Annotated in this window: 13 protein-coding genes; all 13 read left to right on the forward strand. The window is 45.2% G+C overall.

From position 1 onward, the window contains the following. Positions 1–116: 116 nt before the first annotated feature. The 13 genes from E4656_RS02160 to E4656_RS02225 all read left to right on the forward strand — a co-directional run bounded on the left by E4656_RS02160 (position 117) and on the right by E4656_RS02225 (position 13,777). Entirely contained in the window at positions 117–1,883 is a 1,767-nt protein-coding gene (locus E4656_RS02160) for an SLC13 family permease (RefSeq protein WP_135480762.1), read from the forward strand. Between the two features lie 111 nt (positions 1,884–1,994). After that, the gene (locus tag E4656_RS02165) at positions 1,995–2,231 is read left to right on the forward strand and encodes a type II toxin-antitoxin system Phd/YefM family antitoxin (protein ID WP_135480764.1); all 237 of its coding nucleotides are present in this window, start codon (positions 1,995–1,997) and stop codon (positions 2,229–2,231) included. Between the two features lie 242 nt (positions 2,232–2,473). Next, positions 2,474–3,196 carry a hypothetical protein gene (locus E4656_RS02175; RefSeq protein WP_135480765.1) on the forward strand — a complete coding sequence of 241 codons (723 nt, stop codon included), beginning with the start codon at positions 2,474–2,476 and terminating at the stop codon, positions 3,194–3,196. Beyond that, positions 3,196–3,993, forward strand: a complete 798-nt coding sequence (locus E4656_RS02180; protein ID WP_135480767.1) for a hypothetical protein — start codon at positions 3,196–3,198, stop codon at positions 3,991–3,993. Before E4656_RS02175 ends, E4656_RS02180 begins: the two co-directional genes overlap by 1 nt. After that, entirely contained in the window at positions 3,990–5,309 is a 1,320-nt protein-coding gene (locus E4656_RS02185; RefSeq protein ID WP_276605962.1) for a flippase, read from the forward strand. The genes E4656_RS02180 and E4656_RS02185 overlap by 4 nt, the downstream gene beginning before the upstream one ends. Next, positions 5,306–6,403: a nitroreductase family protein gene (locus E4656_RS02190; RefSeq protein ID WP_135480770.1), complete on the forward strand. Its 1,098-nt coding sequence runs from the start codon at positions 5,306–5,308 to the stop codon at positions 6,401–6,403. The genes E4656_RS02185 and E4656_RS02190 overlap by 4 nt, the downstream gene beginning before the upstream one ends. Continuing rightward, the gene (locus E4656_RS02195; RefSeq protein ID WP_135480771.1) at positions 6,400–7,557 is read left to right on the forward strand and encodes a polysaccharide pyruvyl transferase family protein; all 1,158 of its coding nucleotides are present in this window, start codon (positions 6,400–6,402) and stop codon (positions 7,555–7,557) included. The genes E4656_RS02190 and E4656_RS02195 overlap by 4 nt, the downstream gene beginning before the upstream one ends. Before the next feature lie 114 nt (positions 7,558–7,671). Beyond that, the gene (locus E4656_RS02200; protein WP_135480773.1) at positions 7,672–8,790 is read left to right on the forward strand and encodes a glycosyltransferase family 4 protein; all 1,119 of its coding nucleotides are present in this window, start codon (positions 7,672–7,674) and stop codon (positions 8,788–8,790) included. Continuing rightward, complete coding sequence (locus E4656_RS02205; RefSeq protein ID WP_135480775.1) at positions 8,787–9,638, forward strand: sulfotransferase family protein; 852 nt, start codon at positions 8,787–8,789, stop codon at positions 9,636–9,638. The genes E4656_RS02200 and E4656_RS02205 overlap by 4 nt, the downstream gene beginning before the upstream one ends. A gap of 2 nt (positions 9,639–9,640) precedes the next feature. Further along, positions 9,641–10,732 (forward strand): glycosyltransferase, encoded by a 1,092-nt coding sequence (locus tag E4656_RS02210; RefSeq protein WP_205849073.1) that lies wholly within the window; start codon positions 9,641–9,643, stop codon positions 10,730–10,732. Next, positions 10,732–11,832 (forward strand): EpsG family protein, encoded by a 1,101-nt coding sequence (locus E4656_RS02215; RefSeq protein ID WP_135480777.1) that lies wholly within the window; start codon positions 10,732–10,734, stop codon positions 11,830–11,832. The genes E4656_RS02210 and E4656_RS02215 overlap by 1 nt, the downstream gene beginning before the upstream one ends. A gap of 8 nt (positions 11,833–11,840) precedes the next feature. Further along, the gene (locus tag E4656_RS02220; protein WP_167855893.1) at positions 11,841–12,971 is read left to right on the forward strand and encodes a glycosyltransferase; all 1,131 of its coding nucleotides are present in this window, start codon (positions 11,841–11,843) and stop codon (positions 12,969–12,971) included. Next, positions 12,968–13,777, forward strand: a complete 810-nt coding sequence (locus E4656_RS02225; RefSeq protein WP_135480781.1) for a glycosyltransferase — start codon at positions 12,968–12,970, stop codon at positions 13,775–13,777. Before E4656_RS02220 ends, E4656_RS02225 begins: the two co-directional genes overlap by 4 nt. Positions 13,778–13,789: the final 12 nt, after the last annotated feature.

The following is a 13,789-nucleotide window of genomic DNA, read 5'->3' on the forward strand; positions in this document are numbered from 1 at the left end:
GATAGATGGGTAGATCACAACATCAAGGCCGGTGTAAAAACCAAACCGTCGACCGTCATCTGTGCACTGTCGACCAACAAACTCACAACTTTCGACTCAACACTCAAAACTAACCAATGCCCCTCGAAGCCTACTTCACCCTGGCCCTGACCGCCGGCGTACTGATCACCCTGATCACCACCCGCATCGGGCCGGACGTCATTCTCATGGGCGCCCTGGCCATACTGGTGGTCACAGGCATACTGAGCCCGGAGCAGGCCCTGGTCGGCTTTGCCAACCCGGGCGTGATCACAATTGCGGTGCTGTACATTGTGGCCGCCGGCCTGAAAGAGACCGGCGCCATCCAGTTTTTGACCGGGCGCCTCTTGGGCCAGCCCAAAACCACGCGCCAGGCACAGGCCCGGCTGGTGCTGCCCACCTCAATGCTCAGTGCCTTCATGAACAACACCGCCGTAGTGGCCATGCTGATACCCGCCGTGCAGGACTGGGCCCAACGCAACAACATAGCCGCCTCCAAGCTGCTGCTGCCCCTGAGCTACGCCGCCATCATGGGTGGTACGCTCACGCTGATCGGCACCAGCACCAACCTGGTGGTCGATGGTCTGCTGCAAAGCGAACGCGGGGTCTCACTGCACCTGTTCGAGCTGGCCTGGGTGGGTGTGCCGGTACTGCTGGTGGGCGCCCTGTACCTGGTGCTGTTTGGCAACAGGTTGCTCCCCAACCGCCAGAGCGCCGTGGAACAACTCGACCAGGCCCGTGAATACAGTGTGGAGATGAAGGTAACACCCGGCAGCCCGATCAGCGGCAAAACCATACAGGAAGCCGGCCTGCGCAACCTGCAGTCCAGCTACCTGGCTGAAATTGAACGGGGCGGGCACACGCTGTCTGCCGTCGCGCCGGATACACCCCTGCAGGACGACGACCGGCTGGTGTTCATAGGCGCCCCGGAAGGCGCCCGCGAACTGCGCCGCATCAACGGCCTGAAAGCCGCCAACGGCGACGTACAGAAACTCAAGATCGCCAATCACCAGCGCCATCTGGTGGAAGTGGTGCTGGGGCCGGACTTTCCCGCCCTCGGGCAGACCATCAAGGAATCCGGCTTTCGGACGCACTTCAAGGCGGTGATATTGTCCGTATCTCGTCGTGGCAGCCGGGTTCCGGGCAAGCTGGGTGAAATACGCCTCGATGTGGGCGATACCCTGCTGCTGGAGGCCGGCCCCAGCTTTGTGGAGCAGTATCGCTTCCGGAGAGATTTCCTGCTGGTGAGCGTACTGAACGACTCCACACCGCCGGATTTTCGCAAGGCGCCCATCGCGCTTGCACTGCTGGGGCTGCTGGTACTCAGCGCCGCCACCGGCCTGCTGAGCATCCTGGAAGCGGCCCTGCTGGCCGCTGGTGGCATGCTGGTCACCCGTTGCATTACCGCCAGCCATGCGCGGCGCTCCATTGACCTTTCCGTGCTGGTGGTCATTGCCGCATCATTTGCCCTGGGGGCCGCCATGCGTGAAACCGGCGCTGCAGCCGGCGTTGCCCAGTTGCTACTGGGTACCGGCAACCTGTCGCCCTGGCTGGCTCTGGCGCTGGTCTACATCACCACAGTGGCATTTACCGAAACCATTACCAACAATGCCGCTGCCGTATTGATGTTCCCCATCGCCATGGCGGTGGCTGACCAACTGGGCGTCAACTTCATGCCCTTTGCCATAGCCATCATGTTTGCGGCCTCGGCCAGCTTTATTACGCCACTGGGTTACCAGACCAATCTGATGGTGCTGGGGCCGGGTGGGTACAGGGTTTCCGATTATCTGAAGATTGGGTTGCCGCTGAGTGTGCTGATTGCTGTTACAGCGATAGTGCTGATTCCAATGGTCTGGACCCTATGAGCTCAACTGTACTGACTGAGACCAGACAACACAGAAACCTCGTTGAGCGATATTGCGCGAGTCTGCTTCCTTTGTACATTTAATGGGTACGCAATAATTCGAGGCAATGCCATGCAAGTCATCAATGTTCGGGAAACCCGCGAGAAGCTTTCCAGCTTGCTGGACATGGCGGCGGCGGGCGAAGAAATTGCCATTGTAAGGCACGGAAAACCCGTTGCACGCTTGGTTGCACCGCAGGCAGAGCGCGTTCAGTTTATTGACCGCTCTGAATTGAAAGCTTCATTGCCACCTGTAAAAGAGAGTGCAGCAGAAGTCATTTGCAACCTGAGGCAAGAAGAGCGGCAATGATGCTCTATTTTGATACCAGCCCAGCGCTAGAACGCTCGACGCCCTTCATCTGGCGTGTGTAGAGCATCACGGCGCTAGCTTGATAAGTGAAGACGACGCGCTTGTGAGCGCTGCTCTGTTTTTTGGCCTGGATGCGCGACGGGTTTAATCAGACGAGAGGAGCAGGGGCTTGCACAAAGAGCTTTGAAATGAACTTGATGAATAAAGTTCACGATCAGGTGTAGTCAGTGAGAAAATAAATCATGGTAGATATATTGCATCTGTCAGTCCTCTTGGTGAAGGTGAAACTATGGATAGCTGTTGCCCTTTTTATTTATTTTACCCTGCACCTGGCCTGCCAATTGGCATTTCAAATATTAAGGAATAATATCACGCCTGCTGGGGGCTCCAAGGCGCTTCTTCGGACCATGAAAGCGAAGAGCAAGTACGCGGGGAATGACTTGAAGAAATATATACAAAATAATATAGAGTCTATCTATATGTACAGTGTCTATGGCCAACCTGCTGACTTCGAAACCCGAAAAGCCCTTCTTGCTGATTGTGAGAAGTATGAAATATTAGAGTCAGAGGTGATATCGGCTTTACCTTATGTTGTACTGGATGAAAATGGAATAAAGAGTGTAAGCGTTAGTCGTATGTTGGTTGTGAAGGATAGGGTTAACACGTTTATTGGCAGTTGTCTTATAATTAAACTTGTCATTGTGCTGACGTTTACTATGTCATCAGCTCTTTTGTTGCTATTTCAAAAAACTGAAGGTGGGGTTGAATTTATTAATTTTGAGTGGTGGGTTTATAATCTGTTCTTTATGACATTATTCACTGGACTTCTTTTGTTCTATTTGATGGTCGACCACTCCAGAAGAGCCTATAAGGCAAGTGAATTAATAAATAAGTTAATGGGTCAGTCCGAAGGTAGGTTGTCAGCATTAAAACCAAGACACTATATTAGGAAGGCAGATTTTTAATGTTGCCAGATTTGTTCAAATGGACCCTTTCAGTTGTCGGGGTGTTTGATGGCTGGCTATCTATTTCTTTAAGTGCTCTTGTGGTTTTTGCTTTCTTGCTGGTGAGTGTTCTCAAGAATCATAAGGAAGTAACGCAGCTGTCTCAGTTTATTGTATATCCTGTAAATATAATAAGATGGCATCGAGCAACTCATTTCTCAAATTACTTCCCTGAGAGAGGAAGAGAAGAAGTACTAAGGCAGAATTTCAATGACTTAGAGATATCAAAAGGTCTCTGGACAAGAAAGTCAAAAAAGAAAGATGTATTTCTGTTTGTGGACTATTTTGTAAGCCTGAATGTTCCCCATATTACAATTAAGCGCGCGCTTGACTCCAACAGTGTCGTAACTAGTGATGGTAGTTTCTCATTGAAATTTAACAAGGTCGATCGCTTTCTTGAATATCTAATATGGGTTCTTATTGCTATGGCAATGTTGATGTCATTGTTGGTTGTTATTTTGGTTTGTTTGTATGTGGCTTTGTCAGTGTATTTTATGGTTCCCCTGAACCTCTATACGATTTTCGGTGCAATTTATGTAAGTGTTACGTTCCTAGTTATTATGTATCCTTTATCGAATTATTTGGGAGGTGTCAATGCTGCCAAAAAATTATACTATGTATACCATGGCATCGCTATGACAAACAGGAAGTTATTGTTGCCGATAGCTGGTGGTCACAGTTTTGATAAGCCGCTAGATGAATTACCTGTTGATGGGAGAAAGATCGCCATTTCTGCTTTCTGTGAGTCGAAAAATTGAAGCTGATAAGGGTATATAAAAAGGTAAGAAAGTACCTTCATAACACGCTTTGGATTATGGGCGACAAGATCACCAGTCTTGGAGTTGGTTTCCTTGTCACTGTAGTAGTTGCCAGGTATTTGGGCCCGGTACAGTTCGGCACCTACTCTTACGCTATCTCAGCTGCTGCACTTTTTGCTGCAGCGGGGCATATGGGCCTAAGTGGCTTGGTTGTGCGAGAGATTGTAAAAAAGCCCGACGAGAGGGGCGTGACACTTGGAACTACACTTGGCCTCAAGTTTATAGGTATGGCAGGTGGATATGCCATACTCTTGGCCTATGCTGCAGCCTATGAGGGCGTGAACAGCTTGGAGTTCGCAGCGTTAGTGATAGCTGGAGCTGTCCTGCTTTGTAGACCTCTGGATATAATTGATTACTGGTTTCAGGCTTTTGTCCAAGCGCGGTACGTGACCACCGTACGATTGACAGGCCTGGCGGTGTCATCCGTACTAAAATTATTTTTCGTATACCTAGGGTTGGGTGTTCTCTACTTTGTGGCAGCAAACCTTATCCAGGCAATTGTGATTGCATTGATGTTTTTTGCAGTGTACCGACTAAAATCTAGTCTCCAAATATCAGATTGGACCTTCAGTTGGAAGAAGGCCAAAGAGCTATTCAGTCAAGGATGGGTCGTTTATCTGGGTTCAATTTTCGCGGTTATCTACCTAAAAGTGGATCAGGTGATGCTACGTTGGTTTTCTGGATCGGAGTCAGTAGGTATTTACTCAGTAGCGGCACAGCTTTCAGAGGCGTGGTATTTTGTTCCTGTTGCGATAGTGGCTTCGTTCTTTCCGAAACTGATAAAATTGAAAGAAGAGGATCCGGACCAGTTTAACAAACGTTTGCAGCAGCTATTTGACTTGTTGTTTATTCTAGCTCTAGGTGTGGCGATTGCAATGACTTTGCTCTCTGAATGGGTAATTATACTTTTCTTCGGCATGCACTATATTGATAGTGCAGGTGTTTTGATAATACATATTTGGGCGGCCATATTCATTTTTATGCGTGCAGCATTTTCTAAATGGATATTGATAGAAAACGCCTTGGTATTCTCTTTGATAACACAAGGCGCTGGTGCAATAGTTAATATAGTATTGAACTATTTTCTGATTCCTGATTATGGTGTTAAAGGTGCGGCCTATACTACACTGGTGTCTTATGCGTTTGCTTCTTTTTTTTCTTTATCTATATACAGCAAGACAAGGCCAATATTCTTTATGATGTTGAGGTCTATGTTTAGTGTCTTTAGATATTCAAGCTTTAAGGCAGTAAGATGAAATCATTCCTAAAGAGAATACTCCCAGCGTCTGTTGTTAGATTTCTGTTGCGTACTAAGGTCAACCTTGATTCCAGATTCATCTCTTGGGCACAAAGGAGTCGGTTCTACTCGGACCTATATTATTTTGTCAACAATGGCTTTTCCATTGAACATCAATCTGTTCTAAAAGGTCGTAAGGCCTATTATGATTCTTTGAAAGATATTGGAGAAACCTGTGCACTTTTGCGCAGAAACACCCATCGCCTTGAAAAGGGTTTGATAATGCGGCCTAGGCGCACAGTATTTGCTGAGGGATTTATTCGGGAAACGGTTGACTGTTACGCGAATGCTGTAGTGTCTACTAAGTTAGCTGAAGCAGAAAAGAAGTGGGCAACAGATGTGTTGGATGAGTATTTCAATGTAGTTGAATCAACACCCATTATTGAAGAAGCTGCTAATACGTTTGAAAAATCACGTAGAGGCGTGCGTGAAAGGTTAGATCTAACAGCCGAGTTCCCTAGCCGACACGCTGCCTTTAAGCCCTATTTCTACGAGGACCTCAAGTCAAGCAATATTAGTTTTGGCGAACTGAAAAAGTTGTTTATTCGCAGACGTTCAGTCCGATGGTATCAAGATAAACAGGTTCCAATTAAACAAGTGCAAAAAGCCGCAAATATTGCGAGTTTTGCACCCAGTGCCTGCAACCGACAGCCATACCGATTTTTGTTCTGTAACAAGAAAGAAAAAGCAGTTTCTATAGCTAAATGTGCCGGCGGAACAAAGGGTTTCGCTGAGAACTTGCCCGCAATGATTGTGGTTGTAGGAGACCTTTCTGCTTATCCCTATGAGCGAGATCGCCATTTGATATACATTGATGGTTCTTTGGCGGCTATGCAGCTAATGCTTGCTCTCGAAACTCTCGGTCTATCAACCTGCTCAATTAACTGGCCAGAAGTGGATTCTAGTGAACAAAAAATCCGGAAAATTATTAAGCTTAAGGACTATGAAAGAATAGTGATGCTCTTAGCTGTAGGTTATGCTGATGCATATGGCGGCATCCCCTACTCGCAAAAGAAGGAAAGTCAACTGATACTAGAAGATATTAGCCGATGATAATTGAAATAAGAAATGCGGGTTTCATTAACAAGGGCGCCGAGTTGATGCTGCATGCTGTAATGCATCAGATTAAGGACCGCTACCCCTATGCTAAATTGGTGATGGCGCCCAGTCACCCCAAGAAAGGGAGACCATTCTATAAATTTGCTAAACTAGGATTTTATTCAAAAGCTTGGTTTTGGAAATATGGAATACAATGTGGAGACGCTGCAGTATTAGTCCCAAAATTATTTAGGGACATGTATGGCGTAGTGCTTGACCGGGAAGTAAATGTAGTACTTGATATGGCCGGGTTCGCATATAGTGATCAATGGGGTGTAGGCAGCAGCAAGGAGCTGGCACGTTCGAGTAAACGCTGGAAGAGAAGGGGTACTAAAGTCATTCTGTTGCCTCAAGCACTTGGTCCTTACCAAAAATCAGATATTCAATCTTGGGTAATTCAATGGGCAGATAATGTGGATCTTATATTTGCACGTGAACATGAGTCTTACAACCATTTAACTGAGCTAGTGGGTGAGCAAAATAAAATAAAAATTTACCCCGACTTCACCAATTTGGTCAAAGGCACTTTGCCAGATGGTTATGACTCTAGTGATAAGCGTATTGCTTTAGTGCCGAATTATCGTATGGTAGATAAAACAAATAAGGAAGAAAGCGCTGCTTACTTGCCCTTCATGATCCGTTGTGCCAAATATCTGGTAGCTCAGGACGCTAAACCATTTGTTTTGGTACATGAGGGAGCAAATGACCAGATGTTAGCCGATAGGATATCAGAAGCCGCAGGGGGGATTCCGGTTGTAAAAGAAAATGATGCTCTACACATTAAAGGTATTCTAGGAACTTGCGATGCCACCGTCGGCAGTCGGTTTCATGGTCTCGTCAGTGCGCTTTCACAAGGTGTTCCGTCATTGGCAACAGGTTGGAGTCATAAATATATTCGTTTATTTGATGATTATTCCTTTAAGGAAGGCGTTGTCAGTGTGTTGAGTTCCGAACAAGAATTGTATAATAAAATTGATCTTATTTTAAATGTAGAAAAGTTACAGTATATAAGAAATGGAATCATTGACTGCTCAAACAAACAAAAGGAATTATCCAGGAAAATGTGGATGTCAGTTTTTGAAGAAATGGATAAAGTTGCCAATAGATGACCTCCAATGTCTAAGATTCTATTGCTTTGTATTGTCAGCTATTCTTGCGTGGCTCGTGTCTAAGCATTCATGGCATACAGTTGAATTTCGAAAGACAATGTTTTGTGACAACTTATGAAATTATCATATATTGCACCTTATTCTTCTAACTTTCCGTCTCGTGACGCAAACAGTATTCATGTCATGCGAATGTGTGAGGCATTTGTACAGCTGGGTTATGATGTGACGCTTATAGTCTCGTCACGAGGAGCGAGTGAGTCTGAGATTTTTGAATACTATGGCATGGAGCCATGTTTTCCAGTTCGACAGATTACTGTGCCAAGATTTAAAGGTAAAAGTGTTTTATATTGGCCTAGGGCATTTTTAGCGCTATATAGCCTAAAGCCTGACGTAGTGGTGGGTCGGTCGGTGCATGTCTGTGCACTGGCAGCGTTCCGAGGTTTTCCTGTTGTTTATGATACACATGGTCCTGTATGGGAAAAGGGTGGCCTTGAATATCTGGCATATCAATTTTTGCGACGAAGTAGAAATTTAGTTAGGATGACAACCAACTCATCGGCGCTCAGGGATTTATGTATTAGCTCAGGGCAGCAACCACGCTCCGAGATTGTAGTTGCTAATAATGGAAGCCTAGCACTTCCTTTGGATGACATGCCAGATTATTGGCCCGGTAGAGAGGGCTCTTTTCAAGTGGGCTATATGGGCCATCTATATCCAGGAAGGGGGATAGAGAATATTATATTCTGCGCAGAGCAACTGTCCGATATGGATTTCCATGTTGTGGGTGGGACTGATGAAGATATAAGTCTTTGGCGGCGTAAGGCCCCGCTGCCCAATCTTTTCTTTCATGGATTTATAAAGCACTCGGAAACCCATAGATACAGAAATCGCTGCGATGTGCTGTTGGCTCCTTACCAGAGAAGTGTAGCTGTAGCTGGAGGAAAGGGTGACTCCTCTAGATACATGAATCCCATAAAAATAATTGAGTACATGTCTACTAAAACCCCCATCATTGCTTCTAATTTGCCCGCTTTGCGGGAAATGTTGACAGATGGGAACAATGCCTTGCTTTGTGATCCAGAAGATATGACCGCATGGCAGCAGGCATTGGTGAAGCTAAAAGAAGATGCTGGCCTGTCCAAAAGGCTGGCACAGAGTGCCTATGATGATTTTGTGCAGGACTATACCTGGCACGCACGGGCAAGGCGATTGATCAAAAAAGGTGGTGTATGAAGTATAATAATAAAGTGATTATAGTTAACGGTATGCAGAGGGGCGGCACCAATATAGTCTGGAATCTTTTGCAATCACATCCTAAGATTGTATCACCCGGGCTAGAAACTGGTGAGCTCTTATTCCCTGCATGGGCAAGTAACCGTTTATTTAAGCCCTTGAAAGCACCACTTCGCCTATTGCTTTCTGAACACTTTCCTCCGTTGCTGAAACGACTTGACAGGGTGCTGTATGAAAACAAGATGCGAACACTTCAGGATGACAATAATAAATACAAAAACCCCAAAGAAATATACACTAGGGAAGAGTTGGAGGACGCTGCACTTACAGCTAAATCTGTAGGTGATGATATTTTCTTCACGCCAGCTATGTCAGATTATTTTCCACAGGCATATGTTATCTATGTGGTTAGGAACGGATTGGCTGTGTGTGAAGGGTGGGTTCGTCGTGGTGTTACACCTAGTAAGGCAGCTCATGTCTACAAGAAATTGATGGAAGAGGTTGTCCACCAGAGCAACCATCTAGAAAATCATCTAATTGTTAATTTTGAGGACTGCCTCAGTGATCCAATGGGGCAGGCGGTCAGGATGTACAAGTTTGTTGGGCTCGATGCAAAGGATGTGAAGCACATCAGAATAAAGTCAAAAAAGATTATTCAGGACAACGGCACGCACGAGACTGACTTTGCCAAAGCAGGGCAAAAGATATGGCTTGATCCCGAGGGTGTAAAAGATTATTTGGACGCCTCCATCACGCAGCGCCAGATCGACAGGCTATCTGTGCGGGACAAGGAAACGATCGTAAGAATTATCGGCCCGACTATGCAGAAGCTGGGGTATGGGAGTTGAGCTTGGGAGACACTCACAAGCGCGTCATGTTGGTGATTAGCTCTTTAGGCGGAGGAGGGGCCGAAGGAGTTTGTGTAAATCTGGCCAACAGATTGATGGAGCGAGGATGGCAGGTGACGCTGGTAGTGCTTCATCTAAACAACGCGGTGCGCCAAAAAGACCTCAGTCCAGATGTTCGATTGGTGGTGTTGGGGAGAAACCATGCGCGCACGGCAATAGTGGCTCTTTGGAGGCTGTTGCGTCAGTATAAATCCGATCGAATCTTAGTTTTTAACCATCAAATAGCTGTTTTATTGGTACTGCTGCGAGCGTTGGGTGGGTTTGATTTCAAAATAGTTGCTCGAAATATTAGTACTCTTAGCCAGAAAAAGGCTTTAGAAACCTCCTTTTGGCACAAGTATGTAGTGCAGGCTTTGACAAAGATTTTCTATGGTAAGGTTGATCACGTTATCGCTCAGTCAAAGGGTATGGCTGATGATCTGGTAGCATTTTACGGCGTGCAAAAAGAAAAGATTGTTACCGTTCACAACCCAGTTGATTCATCTATAGAAGATTATTCTGAATCCAATCAGAAAAACATGAAAGATTACCTTTTATGTGCAGGTCGATTGGAGTCTGTAAAAGCTTTTCACTATGCAATTAACGCTTTCGCGGCTGTCGCCCCTTGCTACCCATCTTTACGCTTAAAGATAGTGGGCAAGGGACGGTTAGAAGGTGAGTTGAAGATGCAGGCAGAAGCATTAGGCGTGGGAGATCGGGTCGATCTAGAAGGATATCAGACTAGGATGATCCCGTATTACTTGGGAGCAAAAGCCACGCTGCTTACTTCTCTGTATGAGGGGTTTCCGAATGTGCTTGTGGAGTCGATAGCATTGGGCACCCCTGTAGTATCATTTGACTGTCCCAGCGGACCTAGTGAGATAGTGGTGGATGGAGTTAATGGATTTCTTGTGGCACACAAAGACGAGAACCAACTTGCTGACGCCATTCGAAAAGCTATGGAAGCAGACTGGAACCGCGATTTAGTGAGAGTGACGGCGGAGCAGTTTAGTTCGGATATAATTTTGAAGCAGTATGAAAAGGTGCTGGGTTGATGGTGCCTTACTATTTTCTGTTCGCTGGGCTAGTCTTGGCTTCATTGGTATCCCAGGACCGTAAGGTCTATTCGGAAATTGGTGCTCAGGGTCTTTTCTTTATCCTGTTAGCCATGACACTTCTTTTGGGGTTAAGGCATGGCGTGGGAAGTGATTTTCATAGCTATGAAAGAATTTTTTATGGGGTAGGGGATCTTAACAGGTTAGGGCCATTTATTTACAGACTAAGTGAGTCAACACCTATCGAATCTGGTTTTGCTCTTTTGATGCTCAGCGTCAAGGTGGTTGCTAACTCTTATACCCTATTTGTTTTTGTGCTGAGTATTATTTCGATTGCGTTGAAGTATGCTATCTTTAAGAAACTATCCCCCTTTCTAGCTGTTAGCTTCTTGATTTATTTCTCTGACGAGTGGTTTTGGAAAGATCTGTCAGGTGCGCGAGTAGCACTGGCTTCAACATTTATTTTGTTTGGAGCATATTATGCTTATTGTCGCAGAATATTTCTATTTTTTGGGTTTGTTTTTTTGGCGATATTGTTTCATAGTGCCTCAATAATAGCTCTGCCTATTTATTTTATTAGAGGAATTCTGCAGTCGCGTATGTTTTTGTTTCTTTCTCTTCTTGCGTCACTGGCATTAGCTGCTTTTGGGGGTGTTGGCCTTTTGATTTCAGAGGTCGCGACTGCTTTCGGTACTGATGAGTCTTCCAGGTTGGTTAAATATGCAAATTCAAAATATGTAGATGGAATAAGTGCCTTTGGCGGCACTTTCATGATCCATTTAGCTCTTTCTCTATTAATGATATATTTCTACAAGCCCTTGGTCTATAAATGGTCTTACAATAGCATTCTGATCCCTATGTATATCTATGGAACAGTACTTATGTTTTCTCTAATTGACTATGGTATTGTTGCAGGGCGTATTCGCGAGATGCTCTGTGTGCCAGCTTTAGTTATTGTCTTGCCGTCGTTTATTTTGCTTTTTAGAGGAAATCAGAGAATAGTCCCGTATTTTGCAATCGTGGCCTATTGTGGGCTGTGGTTTTATATGATGACGCTGGACCGAGCCCCGTACCAATCAATCCTACATTTTATCTCATAAGAGGCAGTGTGAAAAAAATTCTCTATATTGTCAGCACACTTAATAACTCTGGACCAACAAATCAACTTTACAATATAATAAAATATCTAGATCGCAGCCAGTTTGAGCCAAACCTTATTACGCTCTCTCCAGAGTCAGTCGATAGCCGATGGACAGATTATGAGAAGCTTGGCGTTAATCTATACTCGCTGAACCTCTCTCGCATAGTGGGTGTTTTTTTAGGTAAAATAAGGCTGTCAAAAAAAATTTACGAAATCGGACCAGACCTATTGCACACTCAAGGTATTCGCTCTGATATGTTATCAGCTAGTTTGGAAGTGCGTATCCCTAGGGTAGCAACAATCCGAAACTTCCCGCAGCACGACTACACCATGACCTACGGTAAATCTCAGTCGATGTTCATGCTCTGGAAACATCCCCGTGCCTGGAAGAAGCTCGATTTATGTGTTGGAGTATCTGAGGCTGTTTCAAAAAATTTAGCTGATCAATTTGATATTTGTGATGTAGAAACAGTTCCCAATGGCGTTGATACGGAGATTTACCAAAAAGTAAGTCAGGCTGATAAGATTGAACTAAGACGCAATCTTAAGTTGTCTGAATCAGCCGATATTTGGGTTAGTTCAGGACACTTGTCAGAGCGTAAAGATCCCCTTCTTATTATAGCCACTTGGAAAGAGATTTTTGCTAATGATCCAGCCAGTCATTTGATATTTATTGGTGATGGCTCTGTAAGGGGAGAATGTGAAACGGCAAGTGCGGACTGCCCAAACATTCACTTTTGTGGGCGCGTAAGCAATGTTTCGGATTATTTGCAAGCAAGTGACTATTTTATTTCGGCCTCAAAAGCAGAAGGCTTGCCCAATGCTGTTCTTGAAGCTATAGCGTGTGGTCTTCCCGTAGTTTTGTCAGATATCGCTCCGCACCGAGAGATTTGGGGAATGTCACCAGATATCGGTGAGCTTTTTGATCTTGGCGATAAAGAGAGCTTAAAGTCTGCATTTAATTTAATGAAAGAAAAAAATGCCGACACTCAATATGAGGCTACTCAATCACTAGTTGAAGAGAAACTGTCTGCTCAAGTGATGTCTAAATGTTATCAGAGCATTTATAAGAGACTCATTTCTGGTGAAGCTCAGTGAGATTCTCTGTACTTATTTCTATTTATTGCGAAGAAAATCCTGAGTTTCTCAGTCAAGCGCTTTTGAGTATCTGGGATAATCAAAATATAAAGCCTAACCAAATTGTTCTCGTTAAGGATGGTCCGCTAACGCCAGACCTGAATGCTGAAATAGGCCAGTGGCAGAATAAGTTGGGAGACACTCTGGTCTCGATTCAGTTGGCTGAAAATGTTGGTTTGGGTGCAGCTTTGAATGCGGGTCTAGAAGCCTGTGAGCATGAGCTGGTGGCCAGAATGGATACAGACGATGTATCTATGCCAGAACGTTTCGAAAAACAAGTCAGGTTTATGCAGGCCTACCCTGATGTTACTGCATCCAGTGCTGGGCTTGAGGAGTGGAGTGAAGACTTGAACTCCAGGATAGGTAAGCGGACGCTACCTGTTGATCCTGAACTATTGAAAATATTTGCTAAAAAGCGAAGCCCCTTGAGCCACCCTCTGGCAATGTATCGGAAATCTGCAGTTTTGGCTGTTGGTGGTTACCCGCCTTTGCGGAAATCGCAGGATTATGCGCTGTGGAGCCTGTTGCTGGTTAAGGGCTATAAATTGGCCAACCTGCCTGATGTCCTGTTGAAGATGCGCACCGGGGACGATTTTTTTGTCCGCCGGGGTGCTGGTTTTCTGAAACATGAATTGGCCTTGCTCAGGTTTCAGAAAGAAATTGGCTTTCTTAACATGCGCGAGTTTCTGATTAATTGCCTTCTAAAGTCGGTGTTACGTCTATCACCATCATTTTTCAAGAAATTTGCTTACCGAAATTTGCGTTAATTTAGGGATATA

Origin of the sequence: Natronospirillum operosum (assembly GCF_004768465.1) — a bacterium.
GTDB lineage: Bacteria > Pseudomonadota > Gammaproteobacteria > Pseudomonadales > Natronospirillaceae > Natronospirillum > Natronospirillum operosum.